A 20,983-nucleotide genomic window follows, 5' to 3' on the forward strand; every position below is an offset into this window, starting at 1 on the left:
ATATCTTTTTATTTTAATTGTTAATAATATCCTTATAAAGTAATTGAGAGTTGAGAATAGAGAATTGAGAATTGCCGTAAAGTAACTCTCAACTTTCAATTCTCAACTCTCAACAGTATGATTAAGCCTCTTCTTCCTTCATGAAAGCAGCAGCCTTAGCGGCATTGATTGCTTCCTCGTCGGACTTGTCGAGTCTTGCTTTTGTAGCTTTCTTCTTGCCTTTGTTGGCAGGAGCTTCACCGGCAGCTTCCATGTCTACCTTTTCGGCCTTACGTTCTTCCAGACCTTCCTGCATAGCAGCACAGCAGGCATCAAGAATAACTTCTACTGACTTAGTAGCGTCATCATTTGCCGGGATTACGAAATCGATATTCGTAGGATCAGAGTTTGTATCAACGATACCGAATACTGGAATACCCAAACGGTTAGCTTCACGAACTGCGATATTTTCCTTCATTACATCGATAACGAACAGAGCAGACGGCAGACGAGTCAGGTCAGCAATAGAGCCCAAAGTCTTGTCCAACTTTGCACGTTGACGTGAAATCTGAAGAATTTCTCTCTTGGAGAGGTTTGAATAGGTACCGTCGCTTGTCAGCTTGTCGATGGTAGCCATCTTCTTGACAGCCTTACGGATAGTCGGGAAGTTAGTCAACATACCACCCGGCCAACGCTCGATTACATAAGGCATATTTACAGATGCAGCCTTATCGGCAACCACCTGCTTAGCTTGTTTTTTAGTAGCAACAAACAGGACTTTCTTTCCTGATTTAGCGATTTGCTTCAAAGCTTCAGCAGCTTCGTCAATTTTAGCAACCGTCTTGTTGAGGTCAATGATATGAATACCATTGCGCTCCATGAAGATGTAAGGAGCCATTGCGGGGTTCCACTTTCTTTTCAAGTGACCGAAGTGGCAACCGGCTTCCAATAATGTATCAAAATTTGTTCTAGACATTTTCTTTTAAATTAATCGTTTACTTTCTTTTTTGTTTCTTCTAAACCAACCGCCGGGTAGTCTGAATCTGAAGAGTCCCGGTAGTTTAGATACTAAACGCTTTTTCAGTTGAGAGTTGAGAGGTGAAAGTCGAGAATTAAGCAACTTGTCCGCCCCAACCGTTCTCCAACTCTTAACGTTTACTGAACTGGAATCTACGACGTGCTTTCGGTTGTCCCGGTTTCTTACGTTCAACAGAACGAGGATCACGAGTCATGAAGCCTTCAGAACGGAGAGCAGCCTTGTCCTCAGCATTGATTTTCACCAGTGCGCGGGCAATTGCCAAACGCAAAGCCTGAGACTGTCCAGTGAAACCACCACCGCAGAGGTTCACTTTGATATCGTACTTTTCAGCAACACCCAGCTTGTTCAACGGCTGTTTAACTACATACTGAAGAATGCTTGATGGAAAGTACTCTGCGAGGTCTCTCTTATTAATAGTAATCTTTCCGGTACCTTCGCTTACGAAAATACGTGCAATTGCACTTTTACGTCTGCCTAATGCATTTACTACTTCCATTATCTCTTATTTAAGTATGTTAATATCAATCATTTTCGGGTTCTGAGCATCGTGTTTGTGCTCGCTACCGGCATATACATACATATTGCCCAGCAATTTTGCGCCCAACTTGTTCTTAGGCAACATACCCTTTACTACTTTTCTCAGTAACTTGTCATCACCGTTCGGTTTTGCCTGCAAACGGGCAGGAGTGATTTCTCTCTGGCCGCCGGGATAACCTGTATATGACAGATATACCTTGTCATTCCACTTGTTACCGGTTAATTTTACTTTGTCGGCGTTGATAATGATTACATTATCGCCACAATCTACGTGAGGGGTAAAGTTAGGTTTATACTTTCCTCTCAACAGTTTCGCAACTTTTGCGCCCAGACGGCCCAATACCTGGTCTGTAGCGTCAACAATGACCCATTCTTTAGTCACTGTAGCTTTGTTTGCAGAAATGGTCTTGTAACTTAAAGTATCCACTCTTAATTGTTTTTTAAAATGTTACTACTAAAATGTTTTTCTTCACCGCAAGCCAGTCATCCCGGACAATGGAAGATTAACTCGCTATGAATTAAATGCTTATCCTTTCGAGATAATAATCGGCTTGCAAAGGTACGGTTTTTCTTAGAACTGGCAAAAGTTTTCCACTTTTTTTTAGAGAGCCACTTGGCTGATATACAACAGACAAAGTTATCCTGCGGAGAAAGGGAAGAATCTCCGCAGAACAACTCTTTATGATGCGGCCTTCATCGGTCGATGCCGTCATAGAAGGCTTTCAAAGCTGCATGAGAAAGAAACGGGAAAGAGAAAGAAATATCAACGGACAAGGTCTTCGGGGAATTTTGCAGGCATGCCCACCCGCTTCCATGTTTCATGGAACCATGTATTCAGTTCATTACCATTCAAGTCCTTAGCTATAAAATACTTCAGGTACATTACCCCGTCGTCCCCTATTTCAAACTCCAGTATATTGTCTTTATGGTCCAACATGGGCAAATGGATGTTTTTCTCAATGCTTTCCTTATAGGAATTATCCGTCAGCTGCTGATAAGTCCCATATCCAGTGATGATGGCATCTTTGCCTGGAATAATTGTAAAATTGACAATACGGCCGTCATCACTCAGCACTTTAAAGGTGTTACTCGGTTTCAATATCCCGGGAACATCCGGGATTTCAGACACATAATGACATAACTGCCAAATTCCTGCCAGTTCCGCAGGCCTAAACTCTGCGCTCTCCTGCGCATTGGCTCCCGCTACCGCAAGCAGCACCGCTGCCAGCATGGTAAAGAAATAGTTCCGTTTCATATTCGTATGATGTTGGTTAACGTTATGTCGTTCCGTTAGACACAAATATAAAGATTTATTTTGAGATTATAACATTTTTAGATATAAAAAAACCGCACAAACAACAGAATGTTTGTGCGGATGATTTTATCCAGTTTGTATATTCCAAAACCTAGAACTCGGCGTTACGCGGCGTACGTGGGAACGGTATAACATCACGAATATTCGTCATGCCCGTCACGAACAGCAACAAACGCTCAAAGCCCAAACCAAATCCGGAGTGGGGACATGTACCGAACTTGCGGGTATCGAGATACCACCACATATCCTTCATCGGAATGTGAAGTTCGTCAATACGCGTCATCAGCTTGTTGTAATCCGATTCACGTTCGGAACCGCCAATGATTTCCCCAATCTTCGGGAAGAGCACATCCATGGCACGCACGGTCTTGCCGTCTTCGTTCTGCTTCATATAGAACGCTTTGATTTCCTTCGGATAGTCAGTCAGGATAACCGGACGCTTGAAGTGGTCTTCCACCAGATAGCGCTCGTGTTCGGAAGCCAAGTCAACTCCCCAGTACACCGGGAATTCAAACTTATGTCCTTTGGCAACAGCCTCTTCTAGTATCTTGATACCTTCCGTATAGGGCAGGCGCACGAAGTTTTCTTTCAAGACACCTTGCAGACGTTCAATCAATCCCTTATCAAACATGTCATTGAGGAACTTCACATCGTCGGCACAGTTGTCCAAAGCCCACTGCACACAATACTTGATGAAGTCTTCCGCCAGGTCCATATTGTCCGCAATATCATTGAACGCCACTTCCGGCTCAATCATCCAGAACTCTGCCAAGTGGCGGGGAGTATTGGAATTCTCGGCACGGAACGTAGGACCGAATGTATAGATGGCTCCCAATGCAGTAGCGGCAAGTTCGCCTTCCAACTGTCCGGAAACCGTCAGGCTGGCCTGCTTTCCAAAGAAGTCATCATCGTAAATAATGGAACCATTCTCGTCCTTCTTCAAGTCATACAGATTCTTTGTAGTTACCTGGAACATCTGGCCTGCGCCTTCGCAGTCGGAAGCCGTGATGATCGGAGTATGAAAATAGAAGAACCCTCTGTCATGAAAGAACTTATGGATGGCAATCGCCATGTTGTGACGAATACGAAACACCGCCCCGAACGTATTGGTACGGGGACGCAGATGGGCTATCTCACGGAGAAACTCCATAGAATGACCTTTCTTCTGCAACGGATACGTGTTATCGCAAGCTCCCAGCACTTCGATCTCGCGGGCCTGCACTTCGGCCTTCTGACCGGAACCGACAGATTCCGTCAGCACCCCGTTTACACTCAAACAAGCACCGGTAGTTATCTCTTTCAGCATCTCCTCATCGAAGTTACCCAAGTCTACTACAATCTGCACATTATTTATTGTAGAACCGTCATTCAGCGCGATAAAGTTTACTTGCTTACTACCTCTGCGGGTACGAACCCAGCCCTTCACGTTGACCATAGCGCCAAAATCTTCACGCTTCAGCAGGTCAACCACCTTTGTTCTACTAATCTTTTCCATAAAACAGTTATTATACCTTATTATATATTACTCGAAAGAACCCATGCGCAGGAAGTTCACCTCTTGCTCCGTGAGGTAACGCCATTCGCCGCGGCGCAGGCCTTTCTTCGTTAAACCGGCAAAATATACACGGTCCAGCTTCATCACTTTGTATCCCAGCGATTCGAAGATACGACGCACGATACGGTTCTTACCGGAGTGAATTTCAATGCCGACATCATCTTTCTTGACGTCATCCGTATAGCTAATGGCATCTGCATGGATTTCTCCGTCATCCAGTTGAATACCGGCCGCAATTTGCTCCATATCGGCTTTTGTCAGATTCTTGTCCAAATGCACATGATATATTTTCTTCTTCAGATACTTGGGATGCGTCAGCTTGGAAGCCAAGTCACCATCATTTGTCAGCAGCAACACACCTGTAGTATTGCGGTCCAGACGACCTACCGGATAAATACGTTCATTGCAAGCGCCTTTCACCAAATCCATCACCGTGCGACGTGCTTGGGGGTCATCCGAAGTAGTCACTGTATCTTTCGGCTTGTTCAGCAGGACGTAAATCTTACGTTCGATACTGACCGTCTGGTCGTGGAACTTCACTTCATCACCACGTTTAATCTTGGTTCCCAATTCCGTCACGACCTCTCCGTTTACAGAAACAACTCCGGCAGTGATGAATTCATCAGCCTCGCGACGGGAACAAACACCGGCATTGGCCAGAAATTTGTTCAGACGGATAGGCTCGTTCGGGTCCACAAACTGCTCCTTATACTCTATCTGTTTCTTCTTGCTGTACTTAGCATTGGGGTCATAATCGGCCGAACGACGGACAGGACGACTATAGCTATCTCTGTTACCATATCCGCCAGGCCTTCCACCACCCGAATTGAAGCGTGGACGATAAGGACGATCACCACCCTCATTATTGTAGCGAGGACGCTGCAGACGGTCGCCATCTTCACTGTTATAGCGCGGACGATAGGGACGGTCTGTATTATAAGAACGATCACTGTTATAAGGACGTTGCGGACGGTCACCACCTTCATTACCATAACGCGGGCGCTGCGGACGGTCACTATTATAAGGGCGTTGCGGACGGTCGCCACCTTCGCTGTTGTAGCGCGGACGGTAAGGGCGGTCCCCCGAATTGTTTCCATAAGGACGTTGCGGACGGTCGCCGCCTTCGCTGTTATAACGCGGACGATAAGGGCGGTCGCCATTATCATTATTGTAACGAGGACGCTGCGGACGGTCACCATTGTCCGCACCAGGATTAAAGCGCGGGCGATAAGGACGGTCACTGTTATAAAGGCGTTGCGGGCGGTCGCCGTTTTCACTGTTAAATCTGGGGCGATAAGGACGGTCGCCATTATCACGATTGTAAGACGGACGGCTGTAGCCACCTTCCTTGTTAAATTGGTTACCATCGCGGCCGGCACCTGAGTTCTCCTCTGAGGAAGAAGCATCACGCCAAGTTTCGTTTTCTGTACTCATTGTTTTTTATTCGAATAAAATTAAACCTTGGCCTCACGGCCATTCATTGTCTCTATTATACCTTGAATTTTATATGTTTCTATAACAATTGCCGGACCAAAAAGTTGAAATTCCTCCGGCACACTTCTGTCGTTGCTTAAATTCCCGTATAAGTATGGGGGGTAATCACCCGCAATTCCTTCTTTATCTCTTCACTCACATTCAGTCCTTCTATAAATTCCTTGATGGACGCTTCCGTAATGGCCTGATTAGTACGGGTCAGCGCTTTCAATGCTTCATAGGGATGCGGATAGGCCTCACGGCGCAGAATGGTCTGGATGGCCTCAGCCACCACACTCCAGCAGTTGTCCAGGTCACGGTAGATGGCCGGTTCGTTCAACAGCAACTTACGCAACCCCTTCAAAGAACTTTGTATGGCAATAATGATATGCCCGAACGGCATACCCACATTGCGGAGCACGGTAGAGTCTGTCAAGTCACGCTGCAAACGGGAAACCGGCAGTTTCACCGCCAAGTGCTCAAGAATAGCATTCGCCATGCCCAAGTTTCCTTCCGCATTTTCAAAGTCAATCGGGTTCACCTTGTGCGGCATCGCGCTGGAACCCACCTCACCGGCTTTAATCTTCTGCTTGAAATATTCCATAGATATATATTGCCAGAAGTCACGGTTCATATCAATCATCACCGTATTAATGCGCTTCATGGCATCAAAGATGGCAGACAGATTATCGTAATTGGATATCTGGGTAGTATACTCCTCGCGTTCCAAGCCAAGCTTTTCGGAAACGAACTTATTGCCAAATGCCTTCCAGTCATATTCCGGATAAGCCACATGATGGGCATTGTAATTGCCCGTAGCGCCACCGAACTTTGCTGTCACCGGACAAGCCTTCAGCGTTGCCAGCTGGCGTTCCAGACGGTAGACAAACACCATTACCTCCTTACCCAAACGGGTAGGCGAAGCCGGTTGTCCGTGTGTCTTGGCAAGCATGGGGATAGCGGCCCACTCTTCCGCATAAGCACGGAGCTGCGCTATCAGTTCCTCTATTTGAGGATAGTACACCTGCTCCAATGCCTCTTTTACAGACAAAGGAACAGACGTGTTATTGATATCTTGTGAAGTCAAGCCGAAATGGATGAATTCCTTATAGTCCTCCATACCACCCAACTTATCAAACTCTTCTTTCAAGAAATACTCCACAGCCTTCACATCATGGTTCGTCACGCTCTCAATATCCTTGATGCGTTGTGCGTCGGCTTCGGAGAAGTTACGGTAAATGTTTCTCAAGGTTTCGAAAACGCCCTTATCCACCCCTTTCAGTTGCGGCAAAGGCAGCTCACACAGCGTGATAAAGTATTCTATCTCAACTTGTACACGGTATTTAATCAGTGCAAATTCTGAAAAATAGGCAGCCAAAACATCCGTTTTGCCTCTGTATCGACCGTCAATCGGAGAGATTGCGGTAAGTAAATCAAGTTTCATACGTCGTATTTATGATGATAATTATCGGACTGCAAAATTACTGCTTTTTTCTGAGTAACAAGACATAAAGGATAAAGATTTTAAGAAAAGGAAGTTAATGGATAAAAAAAATGGCCTTACAATCACTTGCAAGACCACCTTCGAATGAAAATTTCCAGTGGGCGTTGACGGATTCGAACCGCCGACCCTCTGCTTGTAAGGCAGATGCTCTGAACCAGCTGAGCTAAACGCCCTTTTGATGAACGAAAGTGCTTGGATTTTGTGTGGGCGTTGACGGATTCGAACCGCCGACCCTCTGCTTGTAAGGCAGATGCTCTGAACCAGCTGAGCTAAACGCCCGTACACTTCCGTTTCAAAAGCGATGCAAAGGTACAGCTTATTTTGACATTACCAAAACTTTTGCATAATATTTTTCGATATTTTTTTAGTCATTTAGCGACACGCTCTGTTTTTCAAGCATTTAGTACGTTCACTTTTTTGCCTCATTTTTCCGGATAACCTTTGCCGGATTGCCAACGGCTATGCTATCGGATGGAATATCTTTCGTCACCACACTACCCGCACCGATGATACAACGGTCGCCGATGGTGACGCCCGGACACAAAATGGCACCGCCGCCAATCCAGCAATCCTCTCCTATCGTCACCGGATAGGCATATTCCTTTTCCGTACGACGCTCGATATAATCCATCGGATGATGGGGAGTGTATATCTGTACGCATGGACCGACCAACGTATGGGTACCAATCGTGATATATCCCCCGTCCAGGAAAGTGCAATTGGCATTGACAAAGACATGCTCACCCAACCGGATACCATCCCCGTGGTCGCAATGGAACGGCGGACAGATGACGGACGTGGCGGGAATGCCCGGTACCAGTTCCTCCAGCAAGCTCCGGTAATCCTCATCGTAAGTACTCATCACACGCATCTTTGCCAGCAAGCGCTTGGCATGCTCGAACTTTACCTGTATCTCCGGAGCGGACATGTCCGCCAGCTGGGAGCTACGCATTTTTTCTACTTCATTCATATTGTTTCTTCTTTTGATTCATACAGAGACCCAACCCCGAACAAAGATAGGGAAATAAACCCAGTATAACAAAAGAGCGGAAAACCTTTCGGCCTTCCGCTCCTGCAATCGTTTACAGAGCAAACAAATTATTTGTACTCCTGCCAGCTCTTAATCTGGATACCTTCCAGATTCATTTCGCAGAATGCCTCGATAAAGGCACTTGCGAGGCGGGCATTGGTAATCAACGGGATATTGTGGTCGATGGCGCCGCGACGAATCTTGTAGCCATTGGTCAGCTCACGTTTCGTATGGTTCTTCGGGATGTTGACAATCAAGTCGAAGGCATGGTCGGCAATCATCGTCATCACGTTGTTTTCCGCATCCGGGCGTTCATCCGGCCAGTAAACGGCCTCCGTCGTCACGCCGTGAGCGTTGAGGAAAGCGGCTGTACCTGCCGTAGCATAAATCTTATAGCCTTTGGCAAAGAGCATGCGACTGGCATCCAGCAAATCTACCTTGGACTTCATGGCTCCGGAGGAGAACATCACGCCCTTCTCGGGACGAGGGATTCTGAATCCGGTAGCAATCATGGCATTCAGCAACGCTTCGGAGAAATCATCGCCAATGCAGCCCACCTCACCGGTAGATGACATGTCTACACCCAACACCGGGTCTGCCTTGTGCAGACGGGAGAAGGAGAACTGGCTTGCCTTTACACCGATGCGATCGATGTCGAATGCCGACTTGTCCGGTTGTGTATAAGGAGCGTCGAGCATGATGCGGGTAGCAGTCTCGATGAAGTTGCGCTTCAGCACCTTCGATACGAACGGGAAGCTGCGCGATGCACGGAGGTTACACTCGATAACCTTCACCTCGTTGTTGCGAGCCAGGAACTGGATGTTGAAAGGACCGGAGATATTGAGTTCCTTTGCAATCTGGCGGCTGATTTTTTTAATGCGGCGTGCCGTTGCAAAGTAAATCTTCTGTGCCGGGAATACCAGAGTAGCGTCACCGGAGTGTACACCGGCAAACTCTACGTGCTCGGAGATGGCGTATTCCACCACTTCACCGTTTTGGGCAACAGCGTCGAACTCGATTTCCTTGGTGTTCTGCAAGAACTGGGATACAACAACCGGATATTCCTTAGATACTTCGGCAGCCATCTTCAAGAAGTTTTCCAGCTCTTCTTCGTCGTAGCATACGTTCATCGCAGCACCGGAGAGTACGTAAGACGGACGCACCAGTACCGGATAGCCCACCTTCTCTACAAAGCCTTTCACATCTTCCAGGCTGGTGAGTTCCTGCCAAGCCGGCTGGTCGATGCCCAGCTGGTCGAGCATAGCGGAGAACTTGTTACGGTTTTCTGCACGGTCGATGGAGATGGGTGAAGTACCCAGCACGGGAACTGACTGGCGGTGAAGCTTCATAGCCAGGTTGTTCGGAATCTGTCCACCCACTGAGACGATGACACCGCGCGGCTGCTCCAAGTCGATAACGTCGAGCACACGCTCGAAGGAGAGCTCGTCGAAGTAGAGACGGTCGCACATGTCGTAGTCCGTAGAAACGGTTTCGGGGTTATAGTTAATCATGATGGACTTGTAGCCCAGTTTGCGGGCAGTCTGGATGGCGTTCACCGAACACCAGTCGAACTCTACAGACGAACCGATGCGGTAAGCGCCCGAACCAAGCACAACCACTGATTTTTCATTCTTATAATAGTTCACATCATAACCCTGAACGGCATACGTCATGTAGAGGTAGTTCGTCAGTTCCGGATGTTCGGAAGCCACCGTATTGATGCGCTTCACGGCAGGCAGGATGCCCAGCTCTTTACGACGGGCACGTACGGCGAGGTTTTCCTTCTCCATATTGCCTTGCGGATTCAGTACGAAGCGGGCAATCTGGAAGTCGGAGAAGCCAAGCACTTTTGCTTCGCGCAGCACATCGGCAGGAATGTCTTCTACCTTATTATATTGAGAAAGTTTCTGCTTGTAGTCTACGATGTTCTTCAGCTTGCCCAAGAACCAGGGATCAATCTTGGTCAGCTCGAAGATACGGTCGATGGTATATCCCTTTTCCAAAGCCTCGGCAATAGCAAAGACACGCAGGTCGGTGGGGTGCGACAGTTCATAATCCAGGTCCTCGAATTCCACGTCTTCATTACCCACGAAGCCGTGCATTCCCTGACCAATCATACGCAGACCTTTCTGAATGATTTCTTCGAAAGAGCGACCGATGGACATAATTTCACCCACGGACTTCATGCTCGAACCGATTTCGCGGCTGACACCTACGAACTTCGTCAAGTCCCAACGCGGAATCTTGCAAATCAAGTAATCCAGCTGCGGAGCGGCATATGCAGAGTTGGGAGTTCCCATCTCGCCAATCTGGTCGAGCGTATAGCCCAAAGCAATCTTGGCAGCCACGAATGCCAGCGGATAACCGGTAGCCTTGGAAGCCAATGCGGAAGAACGGGAGAGACGTGCGTTCACCTCGATGACACGATAGTCGTTTGTCTCGGCGTTGAACGCATACTGGATGTTACATTCACCCACGATGCCCAGGTGGCGGATACATTTGGTGGAGAGTTCCTGCAACATTTTCACCTGCTCGTCGGTCAATGAGCAAGTGGGAGCCACTACGATGGACTCACCCGTATGAATACCCAGCGGGTCGAAGTTTTCCATGCTTGCCACCGTGAAGCAGTGGTCGTTGGCATCGCGGATTACCTCAAATTCAATTTCCTTCCAACCCTTCAGAGACTCTTCTACCAGAATCTGCTTGGAGAAAGTGAAAGAGCTTTCGGCCAATTTAATGAAGGCTTCCTCGTCCGGACAAATACCGCTTCCCAGTCCGCCCAGAGCATAAGCCGAGCGCACCATCACGGGGTAGCCAATCTCGCGGGCTGCCTTCAGTGCGTCTTCCATGCTCTCCACAGCGTGGCTCTTCGGAGTCTTCATCGGAATCTCGTCCAGCTTCTTCACAAAGAGGTCACGGTCTTCGGTGTACATAATCGCCTCAACGGAGGTACCCAGCACGCGCACGCCATATTTCTGAAGAATTCCGTTCTGGTAGAGTTCCGTACCGCAGTTCAGCGCCGTCTGTCCGCCGAATGCCAGCAAAATGCCGTCGGGACGTTCTTTCTTGATGATTTCTTCCACGAAATAAGGAGTTACCGGCAAGAAATAAACTTGATCGGCGATACCTTCCGATGTCTGGATAGTAGCAATGTTCGGGTTTACCAAAACAGAACCGATACCTTCTTCGCGCAACGCCTTCAGCGCCTGCGAACCGGAATAGTCAAACTCTCCGGCCTGACCAATCTTGAGCGCACCAGAACCCAAGACAAGCACTTTCTTTAAATTCTTTTCCATATTCTCTTGTTGTCTATTAAGTTACGAGTTACAAGCTACGAACTACGAGTTGTAGCTATTTCACAAAAAAAATGCGTCACCCAATAAAGGATTAACGCATTACCAAAGAACTAAAAATATCTTTCTCGAAAAAAGAGAAACTGACGGCTCCCGAATGAAATTCATTCGAACGGAGGTTATATTTGCTTCTCATTTCCTGCGATTGCATAGTCTCTTTAAAATTTGTGCAAAGTAACGACTTATTTACGAAAAGAGCAAATTGTGGCATGTTTTTTTGCATAAAAGAAACGTCATCCTCCATAATAGAAGAACGACCGCCACCCGCAACCGAAATCTTTTTCCGAAAAATGCGATTCCATATAAAAAAGAAAGACTATACCTCAGTAAAGGCATTTGCAGATAAATATGAAGATTCTCCCCACCAAAACTTGCTTTTCTCGCCACGGAAACTTACCTTTGTGCCTATACAAAAATAGAACAAGGATTCTGTTTCTACAAACAAAGCCTTTATTCTTAAAAATAAAATTTCTATTCCTTGGAATAAAGGCTTTATTCTAAGATTTCTCCGCCACCAAAAGAACTTTGCTCCGCAGGGAAAAGGACTTTGCAACGAAGGAAAGAAAAGAAAGGAGAACGCAACAATGACCACACGCTACCAAATGAAAGAAATGCCCGACTTGCAAGGCACGGGCGAACCGATCACCTACCCCAAGATGGTGATGACCGGACAGACCAGCACGCGCGAACTGGCGGAATACATCGCCATGACCTCGGGATTCTCGAAAGGCGTAACCGAAGGAATCATCTGCGAGTTGGGCGAAGCCCTGGCCCACGAAATGGGAATGGGACGCTCGGTGAAGATAGAAGGATTGGGCGTATTTACCCCCGCACTGTCCATCTACCCCGACAAGGAACGCGAACAGCCCCAAGAAAGCACCACGAAGCGAAACGCACGGAGCATCTACGTAAGTGGCGTGAACTTCCGCACGGATAAAGCCTTGATTAGAGAAACCAACCATTGGTGCGAACTGGAACGTGCCTCCTGGAAACCCGCACACTCGTCGAAGAAATACACCCCCGAACAACGTCTGGCTCTGGCGCATCAGTATCTGGACAAACACGCCTTCCTTACTGTCAGCATCTACCGGCAACTGACCGGACTCGTCCGCTCCACCGCCACTGTGGAACTGCGTAAATGGGCCCACACTCCCGGCAGCGGAATCGATACAAGCGGCATCGGAAGCCATAAGGTGTACGTGAAAAGGAAAGAAAGCGTCATCCCTTGAGGTTTCGATAATTATAGGTATCTTTGCCAGCCCTAATGGCTTTTATACAATGAAGAAACTAAAAAATACATAATATGGCAAAAGAAAAAATCATCCTTACGGGCGACCGCCCCACAGGACGCCTGCACATAGGACACTATGTAGGCTCATTGAGAAGAAGAGTGGAACTGCAAAACTCCGGCTTGTACGACAAGACCTTCGTCTTCATCGCCGACGCACAAGCGCTGACGGACAATATGGAGAATCCAGAAAAGGTGCGCCAGAACGTCATCGAGGTGGCACTGGACTACCTGGCTTGCGGACTGGACCCGACGAAGAGCACCATCTTCATCCAATCCCAGATACCGGAACTCTGCGAGCTGACCTTCTACTACATGGACCTGGTGACCGTGAGCCGCCTGCAACGCAACCCGACGGTAAAGACCGAAATCCAGATGCGTAACTTCGAGACAAGCATCCCCGTAGGCTTCTTCACCTACCCCATCAGCCAGGCAGCGGACATCACCGCTTTCCGCGCCACCACCGTGCCCGTGGGCGAAGACCAGGAACCGATGATTGAACAAGCTCGTGAAATCGTACGCCGTTTCAACTATATATATGGTGAAACCCTTGTGGAACCGGAAATCCTGTTACCTGACAATGCAGCCTGCCTGCGCCTGCCGGGAACGGACGGCAAAGCCAAGATGAGCAAGAGCCTCGGCAACTGTATCTATCTTTCGGACTCTGCCGACGAAGTGCAGAAGAAAGTGAAGAGCATGTATACCGACCCCGACCACCTGCGTGTGCAAGACCCCGGAAAATTGGAAGGCAACACCGTATTCACTTACCTGGATGCTTTCTGCCGTCCGGAACACTTCGGCCTTTATCTGCCCGAATATCCGAATCTGGACGAACTGAAAGCCCACTACCAACGTGGCGGTCTGGGCGATATGAAAGTGAAGAAGTTCCTCAACGAAATTATGCAAGAGACACTGGAGCCTATCCGCAACCGCCGCAAGGAGTTTGAAAAAGACATCCCTGCCATCTACGACATGCTGAAGAAAGGTTGCGAAACTGCCAGGGAAACTGCCGCCGCAACTTTGGATGATGTACGCAAGGCAATGAAAATAAACTACTTTGATGATGCGGAACTGATTGCAGAACAAATAAAGAAATTCGGAGGGGAATAAGGGAAGAGCACATAAGTTAATAAGAAAAGGGGCATGCGTCACGGTAACGCATGCCCCTCTTTTTTTGTAGCTAGTAACTTGTAGCTTATTTCTTTTATCCCGTCTCCTAGTTGGCTGATTTCACCAACACTACACGGTTCAGAATCGGTTGTCCGAACTTGTCGACACCACCACCGGCATCTACCTTCAGGCGGTCAGCAGGGATTCCGTATTGTTTTACCAATACATCGACCACGGCTTGTGCACGCTTCAAACTCAACTCTTTGTTGAATGCCGGCGTACCGGTTGCAGAGTCTGCATATCCGTTTACGGTGTAAGTGGCGTTCGGGAATTGCTTCATCTGATCTGCCAGATAAGACAAGTTCATTGCTTCACGCGGAGAAACTTCTGCAGAGCCAATCTTGAAGAATACGGTACGCGGTGCAATGTCCGGATCGGGAACAATCACTTCGGTTTCCGTAACTTCGGCCACCGGCTGGTTCTGTGCGGCAACCAGTGCATTCTGCAGCTGCTGGTTGGCAGCTCCCATCTCTGCAAGCTGTGCCTGCATGGCAGCCAGCTCTACCTGAGAAATCAACTGAGGCATCGGGCGACGGAATCCACGGGCGGGGAAACGGTATGTCAACCCCACCGTTGCACTCAGCACGCCATCATATCCATGATCGCCGCCAACTTCGCCATCGAACTTATCTTCAACGCCCATTGAGCTCAGCTCCAGGTTAATATCTATCGCATTCGAAATACGGAAGCGATTGATGATACCTGCGTTTACGGACAAAGCTTCGCGATGAGGCTTTGTGTAGTTGTGAGTGAACCCCGCACCTACATAAGGAATGATCTCATATACGCGGTGCTGGTTGTATCCTCCAAACAGCGCATTCAGATTGAACATCACATCTCCGTGCAGATTCATATAGTCGAAACGCTGTTTGTAGTAGCCGTCATCCATCTGAGTGCCTTTCACGTAGTCAGCACCTGCATCATACGTATATCCTCTTGCCTGAAGGCCGCTATATTGCAGACGTACTCCCAGTCCCGGGGTGAACCATTTGCCGATGGCAAAATTCAGCGTCGGACTGATACGCTTGCCAAAACTTCCTGCCTTATCATTATCTCCAAAAGTTGCTTCGGCACCACCGCCTATAGAGAAAAACCAATTACTCCAGAACGGATTAGTGATTACCTGATATTTATCCTGAACCTGGATAACACCAAATTCTTCCACAACTTCAGTCTTTTGCTGCGCCATGGCAACAGAAGACACACCGGCCAAAGCCAGTAACATTAGAATCTTTTTCATATACCTTAAAATAGTTAAGTGGTTAATTAAACTCTTTATCATTCAAACTGTCTAATTAACGCCAACAGAACTAAAAGGTTCTGAATATTTGTACTTTTTTTGCCTTGATGCCAAAGAAAGCACTCTTCCTTATTTGGAGAAAAGCTTTTCTATGTCGTCTTCTTTAATGGTCGCCAGCACCGTCTTTCCGTCCGGAGTATAATTCGGGGATGGGCATGCAAACAGATTGTCCACGAGATTGGACATTTCCTCGTTGCTCAGCACTTGTCCATAAACGATGGCCGCAGCACGCGCCAAAGTCGATGCAAGAATTGTCTGTACCTCTTCCTTAACGTCATTCCCTTTTTCCATAGCAGTATGTACCATATTCCGGACCAATTCTACCGGGTTCAATCCCTCTATGCCCGAAGGTATGCCGTTGATGGCATAGCTGCCGCCACCCAGCGGACTCAAATCGAAGCCTACGGCCGACAAATCTTCCAATATACCGTCCAGCACGGCAGCTTCCGAAGCCGGCAACTGGATAATCTCTGGAAACAATACCCCCTGCGATACCCCTTGTTTCTGTCGAATCTGACTCATATAGCGGTCGAACAATACCCGGACATGCGCACGGTGCTGGTCTATCAGCATCAGACCCGATTTAACGGAAGTCAGAATAAAACGCCCCTTGAACTGAAAGTGTTGCGCTCCTTTCTCTACCGTTGCCTCATTGCCGTAGAAAGAGGCGCTTGCCTCGGAAGGAACCGTTTCCTGAAAATAAGAAACCCTCTCCTCCTCTCTTGGAGCCGTACCGGTAACCGTATCCTCTACAAAAGGCTCTTCCGCCATCGGCTCGTTCATCCTGCTAGCCTTTTCCAAACCGGAATAAAGCCCCTCCCACTCCACCTTGGGGCGCGAATAATTGCCACCGCCTCCATAGGAAGAAGTAGAAGACGTCTTGAAGGGATTGAAATCCGTGTTATAGTGTACCTTCGGAGGCTCTATCGGACGAGCCTGCTCGAATGCAGGAATATCCGGCATGTCCTCGGTATCAAAATCGATAGTAGGTATAGCGCTAAACTTGCCTAAGGATTCCTTGACCGCAGCCGATATAATCTGCCAGATAGCCTGCTCATTCTCGAACTTAATCTCCGTCTTCGTCGGATGGATGTTCACATCGATATTGGCAGGGTCTACCTCGAAATAAATAAAGTAGGAGATTTGCTCACCGGCAGGAATCAGATGCTCATAAGCGTCCATCACTGCTTTGTGGAAATAGGGGTGACGCATATAACGCCCGTTCACAAAAAAGTATTGGTGCGCTCCTTTCTTGCGCGAGGTTTCCGGCTTGGCAACAAAACCGGAAATCTTTATCATCGTCGTATTAACGTCTACGGACAGCAACTGCTGATTCAGTTTCTTTCCGAAAACTGCCATGATGCGTTGCCGCAAAGGCATTACCGGAAGATTGAACAATTCCGTATCATTACTATACAGATAGAAGGCTACCTCAGGATGCACCAGCGCTATACGCTCGAATTCCGTAAGGATATTGCTCAACTCCGTAGAGTTGGCTTTCAAGAATTTACGCCGGGCAGGAATATTGAAGAATAGGTTCTTGATGGAAAAATTGCTTCCCTTAGGGCAGGAAACGGCTTCCTGGCTCTCGACTTTAGAGCCGGCAATCAACAGTCGCGTCCCCAGCTCCTCGCTGGCTGGGCGTGTTTTCAACTCCACTTCAGCTACCGCAGCAATGGAAGCCAACGCTTCTCCACGGAAGCCCATGGTGCGTAGGGCAAACAAATCGGCAGCTTCGCGTATCTTTGAAGTTGCATGGCGTTCAAAAGAAAGACGCGCATCCGTTTCGGACATCCCCTTTCCGTCATCAATCACCTGAATGCAGGTCTTGCCCGCATCGGTAATCAGCACATGTATTTCCTCTGCTTCGGCATCAATTGCATTTTCCACCAATTCCTTCACAACAGATGCCGGACGCTGAATCACCTCTCCGGCAGCAATCTGATTGGCAACCGAATCGGGCAGCAAATGAATGATATCGCTCATGATAATGTTTAATGATTAGGGATTAATGATTAATCATTATTAAATGATTCCGTTACTGATGGCATACCACAGATAAATCAGCACAGCTATGACAACAAGGATTATGCCCAAATGCATCGGCTTACGTCCGCTCTCCTTGCGCCGCTTCAAGTGAGTTGTTCCTTCTATGAATTTGCCCCGTATATCCTCGGGCGAGAATTCCTTTTCCGGCAGCATACCCAGGTCACGCTTGGCGTTTTCTTCCATCTTCGCCAACTTCTCTTTCCGCTCATCCACATAGATATAGCTATGATTGAAGCCACGAGGCTTCCGCATTGCAAACATTCCCATGACGCTACTTATTATTTCGTTTAATATGCATATTCCTTGGCGAAGTTACAGGTTTCCGGTCACTTTTCTTCAATACTTCACCTGCTTTTTTAGCCCTCCACTCGAAGATATCCTCCTTGTTGAGCGGACGGATGTAGTCGAACCAGACAAAAGAAGGCAGCTTGCTCTTATCTGGTGGAATCTGGTCCAGAGGATAGGCTGTACCGGTAGTCTTTCCAACAAAGACTCCGCGCTCCATCCTTCTCTCCTTCAAGTACATTTTCAAAAGTCCGCCTTCCGAATAGTTCATCATAATCAGCGAACTGTCCTTCTCCTCTACCGGATAATACACCACCAGTACATTGCCGTTTACCTCCACCAGACGCATGTCTCCATCTATGAAGAAAGCCTTCATCTCCTTACCGGAAACTTGGTTATAGTGAATACTGTCCTTTTTCTCTACCGTCAGGGCCTGGTTGATGATATGCGCCCAGTCGATGGTACTATCGTTCATGTAAATTTTAATTTCCTCGCCCAACAACTGCTGTTCCCCGTGCCACAATATAGGGTCGGTATACATCGTCATGCAAGAGTCCTTGGAATTATACACCAACGAATCGCATACGGCCTGCACATCCGTGCGATAAGCACGCACCTTATGATAGGCACGCATCTCCCGGTACATGGAATCGGTATTCATATGGTAGGTAATCAGCCTCAAAGTATCACCGTGCATGAACAGACTGTCGCCCTGCGAATAGTCGATAGCTACGGCACGTTTGGTGGCAACGGCGCTTCCGGTCAGTTCGTTGTAGAAACAGTAGTCGCCAGTCAACATGTTCCGGTTGACCGTATCATTCATCTGTACATTGTCAAAAGCCTCGCCGTATCCCAAGATGCGGTCGTAGAAAAGGCTGTCACCGGTCAGTTTCTTGCCTTCGTTAGTCAGTACGGAACGGTCGAGCAGTTCTGCCTGCTCAGTAGTCGTATTGTACACGCCACGTTCGGAATAAATATGATTTTGGTCACTCACAATGTCGGAGGGTCCTAAAATTGTGGCAATCTTAGTAGCTGTACTATACTTCAAGGTATCCGAAGTCAAAACAAACTTCGGGTTGACCAGCTTCACGTCGTGGTTGAAGACAGCCAACTTAGTGGCAGGGCTATATTCTCCCCACTCGGAAGTCAGCACATTATCCTCGTCGGTCAGCGTACCGCCTTCGAAGTAATAGCCCAAATCGTACAGACGGTCATAGTTCAAACTGTCAGTTGTCAGCACCGTATTACGATTTATCATACGTACATTCTCACGCAGCATGGCCAACTGCGACATGCCGTCATAATACAGATAGTCTCCATAGATAAACAAGGTGTCGCCCTGCTCCATACGCACATTGCCGAATGCCTCCACAGAATTTATCTTTTCGAATATCAGCGCACTGTCACAGAACATGTACATACTGTCATGCTTCATCCTCACCGAGCCGATGAGTACCTGCACATCAGGACGCAACTGTTTGTCCGCCTGCGCCTCATCTGCGTACAACAAATCGACGCGCGTCTTCTTCTTTTCCGGCGTCTCCGTCTTTTTCTGTTCAATTGAGTCCACTTTCTTCTTCTCCGGTGCACCAGTACTCTTCTTCTTGTCCTGCGCACTCAGCAGACAGATGCCAAACAAGCATAGAATACCTACCAGGAGGTATCTATGCTTGTTCAGGAAATGATTTTTTGTATTCTTCTTTTGCATACAAATCTATGTAAATCCTTCCGGATTATTCTTTAATCCAGCCCGGATACTTGAACGTACAGTTATTCTTCCAATTATCCTTGATACGGACATACGTGTGCTTCTGCTTCTCACGAATCCACTTGTCCAGCACTTCGTCGCGGCGTTTTTCCAACACAATCTCTTTCAAGTTCTGATAGTCATCGGCAATGGTAGCCTTGTGTCCCATCGTACGGCTCTTCAGCTTCACAATCACGCACTCTTCCTTTCCGGTCTTTTGCGGAATCATGGTGAAGGCTTCGGAGATTTCGCCCACTTTCATCTTATCCACCACCTTGGCTATTTCAGGGGGAAGTTCCTGCATCTCAAAACGGGAAGTGTTCGTATTAGGATTCGGCAACAAACCATGATTGTTGCGCGTATCCTTATCCTGCGAAAGCACGGAGGCAGCCTCTTCAAAAGAGAATTTGTTATTGCGGATATCATCGGCAATAGAGTCCAAACGGGCACAACCGGCAGCCAGAGCTTCTTCCGGAATATGCGGTTTCAACAGAATGTGGCGTGTTTTAATACGGTCACCGCGCTTCTCTATCAACTGAATGATATGGAAACCATATTCAGACTCTACAATCTTGGAAACCTTGCTGGGGTCTTGCAAGTTGAAAGCCACATTGGCATAAGCGGGGTCCAGCATACCGCGTCCTGAGAATTCAATCTCACCGCCACGCATGGCCGAACCACGGTCCTCAGAGTACAGACGAGCCAACATGGAAAAGCTTTCACCCTTATTGACACGGTCGGTATACTCACGCAAACGTCTCTTTACATCTTCTATTTCCTCCAAAGGGACCTTAGGCTGCTGAGTGATAATCTGCACCTCCACCTGGGTAGGGATATAAGGAATGCTGTCCTGCGGCAAATCCTTGAAGTAACGGCGCACCTCGGCCGGAGTTATCTTAATCTCGCCCACCAGTTTCTGCTGCATCTTCTGAACCTTCAATCCTTCACGGGCATTCTCGCGCAGCGTTTCACGAATCTGGCTAGAAGTCTTGTTGAAGTATTCCTCCATTTTCTCACGCGAACCGATATTGGCGATATACATATTCGTCATATAGTCCACACGCTGGATAACCTCACTCTCGGATACTTCGATACTGTCGAGGGCAGCCTGGTGAAGATACAGTTTCTGCACGGCTATCTCCTCAGGTATCACGCAATAAGGGTCACGGTCAAATTTGCGTCCTTCATACAATGCACTCATGCGTGCCTCTTCCACTTCGGACTTCAGTATAGCCTCATCACCTACTACCCACACTACCTCGTCAATTACGTTGTCTTGTCCATAAACGGTAGAACCGACTAATAGCGTCAAGGCAAATAAAATTACAAACTTAAAGTTCATACACTGTTTCATTCTTG

At 47.8% G+C, this 20,983-nt stretch carries 16 protein-coding genes and 2 tRNA genes; 2 read left to right on the plus strand and 16 right to left on the minus strand.

Annotated features, from left to right (window positions below; translation table 11 throughout):
- Window positions 1-121 precede the first annotated feature (121 nt).
- The 11 genes from rpsB to carB form a co-directional block, all read right to left on the minus strand.
- The gene (gene rpsB / locus DWY57_RS01360; RefSeq protein ID WP_005829604.1) at window positions 122-955 is read right to left on the minus strand and encodes a 30S ribosomal protein S2; all 834 of its coding nucleotides are present in this window, start codon (window positions 953-955) and stop codon (window positions 122-124) included.
- Between the two features lie 172 nt (window positions 956-1,127).
- Window positions 1,128-1,514, minus strand: coding sequence for a 30S ribosomal protein S9 (gene rpsI, locus DWY57_RS01365; protein WP_005829603.1), 387 nt, complete (start codon window positions 1,512-1,514; stop codon window positions 1,128-1,130).
- 6 nt (window positions 1,515-1,520) lie between these two features.
- Window positions 1,521-1,982 carry a 50S ribosomal protein L13 gene (gene rplM, locus DWY57_RS01370; RefSeq protein ID WP_117600785.1) on the minus strand — a complete coding sequence of 154 codons (462 nt, stop codon included), beginning with the start codon at window positions 1,980-1,982 and terminating at the stop codon, window positions 1,521-1,523.
- A 336-nt stretch (window positions 1,983-2,318) separates the two neighbouring features.
- Window positions 2,319-2,810: a DUF4488 domain-containing protein gene (locus DWY57_RS01375; protein ID WP_035450126.1), complete on the minus strand. Its 492-nt coding sequence runs from the start codon at window positions 2,808-2,810 to the stop codon at window positions 2,319-2,321.
- 151 nt (window positions 2,811-2,961) lie between these two features.
- Window positions 2,962-4,365 carry an asparagine--tRNA ligase gene (asnS, locus tag DWY57_RS01380; RefSeq protein WP_098032870.1) on the minus strand — a complete coding sequence of 468 codons (1,404 nt, stop codon included), beginning with the start codon at window positions 4,363-4,365 and terminating at the stop codon, window positions 2,962-2,964.
- Between the two features lie 27 nt (window positions 4,366-4,392).
- Complete coding sequence (locus DWY57_RS01385) at window positions 4,393-5,859, minus strand: pseudouridine synthase (protein ID WP_117600784.1); 1,467 nt, start codon at window positions 5,857-5,859, stop codon at window positions 4,393-4,395.
- 136 nt (window positions 5,860-5,995) lie between these two features.
- Window positions 5,996-7,342: an adenylosuccinate lyase gene (gene purB / locus DWY57_RS01390; RefSeq protein WP_117600783.1), complete on the minus strand. Its 1,347-nt coding sequence runs from the start codon at window positions 7,340-7,342 to the stop codon at window positions 5,996-5,998.
- Window positions 7,343-7,500: 158 nt separating this feature from the next.
- Window positions 7,501-7,575 (minus strand) — tRNA-Val (locus DWY57_RS01395).
- A gap of 31 nt (window positions 7,576-7,606) precedes the next feature.
- Window positions 7,607-7,681, minus strand: a tRNA-Val gene (locus DWY57_RS01400).
- Between the two features lie 130 nt (window positions 7,682-7,811).
- Window positions 7,812-8,372, minus strand: a complete 561-nt coding sequence (locus DWY57_RS01405) for a sugar O-acetyltransferase (RefSeq protein ID WP_117600782.1) — start codon at window positions 8,370-8,372, stop codon at window positions 7,812-7,814.
- A 128-nt stretch (window positions 8,373-8,500) separates the two neighbouring features.
- Window positions 8,501-11,728, minus strand: coding sequence for a carbamoyl-phosphate synthase (glutamine-hydrolyzing) large subunit (carB, locus tag DWY57_RS01410; protein ID WP_117600781.1), 3,228 nt, complete (start codon window positions 11,726-11,728; stop codon window positions 8,501-8,503).
- 641 nt (window positions 11,729-12,369) lie between these two features.
- Between carB and DWY57_RS01425 the strand changes: the two genes are divergently transcribed.
- Window positions 12,370-13,014: an HU family DNA-binding protein gene (locus tag DWY57_RS01425; protein WP_117600779.1), complete on the plus strand. Its 645-nt coding sequence runs from the start codon at window positions 12,370-12,372 to the stop codon at window positions 13,012-13,014.
- A 74-nt stretch (window positions 13,015-13,088) separates the two neighbouring features.
- A complete protein-coding gene (gene trpS / locus DWY57_RS01430; protein WP_119961230.1) occupies window positions 13,089-14,183 on the plus strand; it encodes a tryptophan--tRNA ligase in 1,095 nt (364 codons plus the stop codon).
- Window positions 14,184-14,289: 106 nt separating this feature from the next.
- Here the strand turns inward: trpS and DWY57_RS01435 are convergent, their stop codons facing one another.
- The 5 genes from DWY57_RS01435 to DWY57_RS01455 all read right to left on the minus strand — a co-directional run bounded on the left by DWY57_RS01435 (window position 14,290) and on the right by DWY57_RS01455 (window position 20,978).
- On the minus strand, window positions 14,290-15,483 hold the full coding sequence (locus DWY57_RS01435; protein ID WP_119961231.1) for an OmpA family protein: 1,194 nt from the start codon (window positions 15,481-15,483) through the stop codon (window positions 14,290-14,292).
- A 129-nt stretch (window positions 15,484-15,612) separates the two neighbouring features.
- Window positions 15,613-17,529, minus strand: a complete 1,917-nt coding sequence (gene mutL, locus DWY57_RS01440) for a DNA mismatch repair endonuclease MutL (RefSeq protein WP_117600777.1) — start codon at window positions 17,527-17,529, stop codon at window positions 15,613-15,615.
- 39 nt (window positions 17,530-17,568) lie between these two features.
- Window positions 17,569-17,859 (minus strand): hypothetical protein, encoded by a 291-nt coding sequence (locus tag DWY57_RS01445; RefSeq protein ID WP_005829571.1) that lies wholly within the window; start codon window positions 17,857-17,859, stop codon window positions 17,569-17,571.
- Window positions 17,860-17,863: 4 nt separating this feature from the next.
- Window positions 17,864-19,585 carry an OstA-like protein gene (locus DWY57_RS01450; protein WP_117600776.1) on the minus strand — a complete coding sequence of 574 codons (1,722 nt, stop codon included), beginning with the start codon at window positions 19,583-19,585 and terminating at the stop codon, window positions 17,864-17,866.
- A gap of 25 nt (window positions 19,586-19,610) precedes the next feature.
- Window positions 19,611-20,978, minus strand: coding sequence for a peptidylprolyl isomerase (locus DWY57_RS01455; protein WP_117600775.1), 1,368 nt, complete (start codon window positions 20,976-20,978; stop codon window positions 19,611-19,613).
- Window positions 20,979-20,983: the final 5 nt, after the last annotated feature.

The sequence above is a fragment of the Bacteroides sp. AF25-5LB genome, from assembly GCF_003602965.1.
Lineage (GTDB): Bacteria > Bacteroidota > Bacteroidia > Bacteroidales > Bacteroidaceae > Bacteroides > Bacteroides uniformis.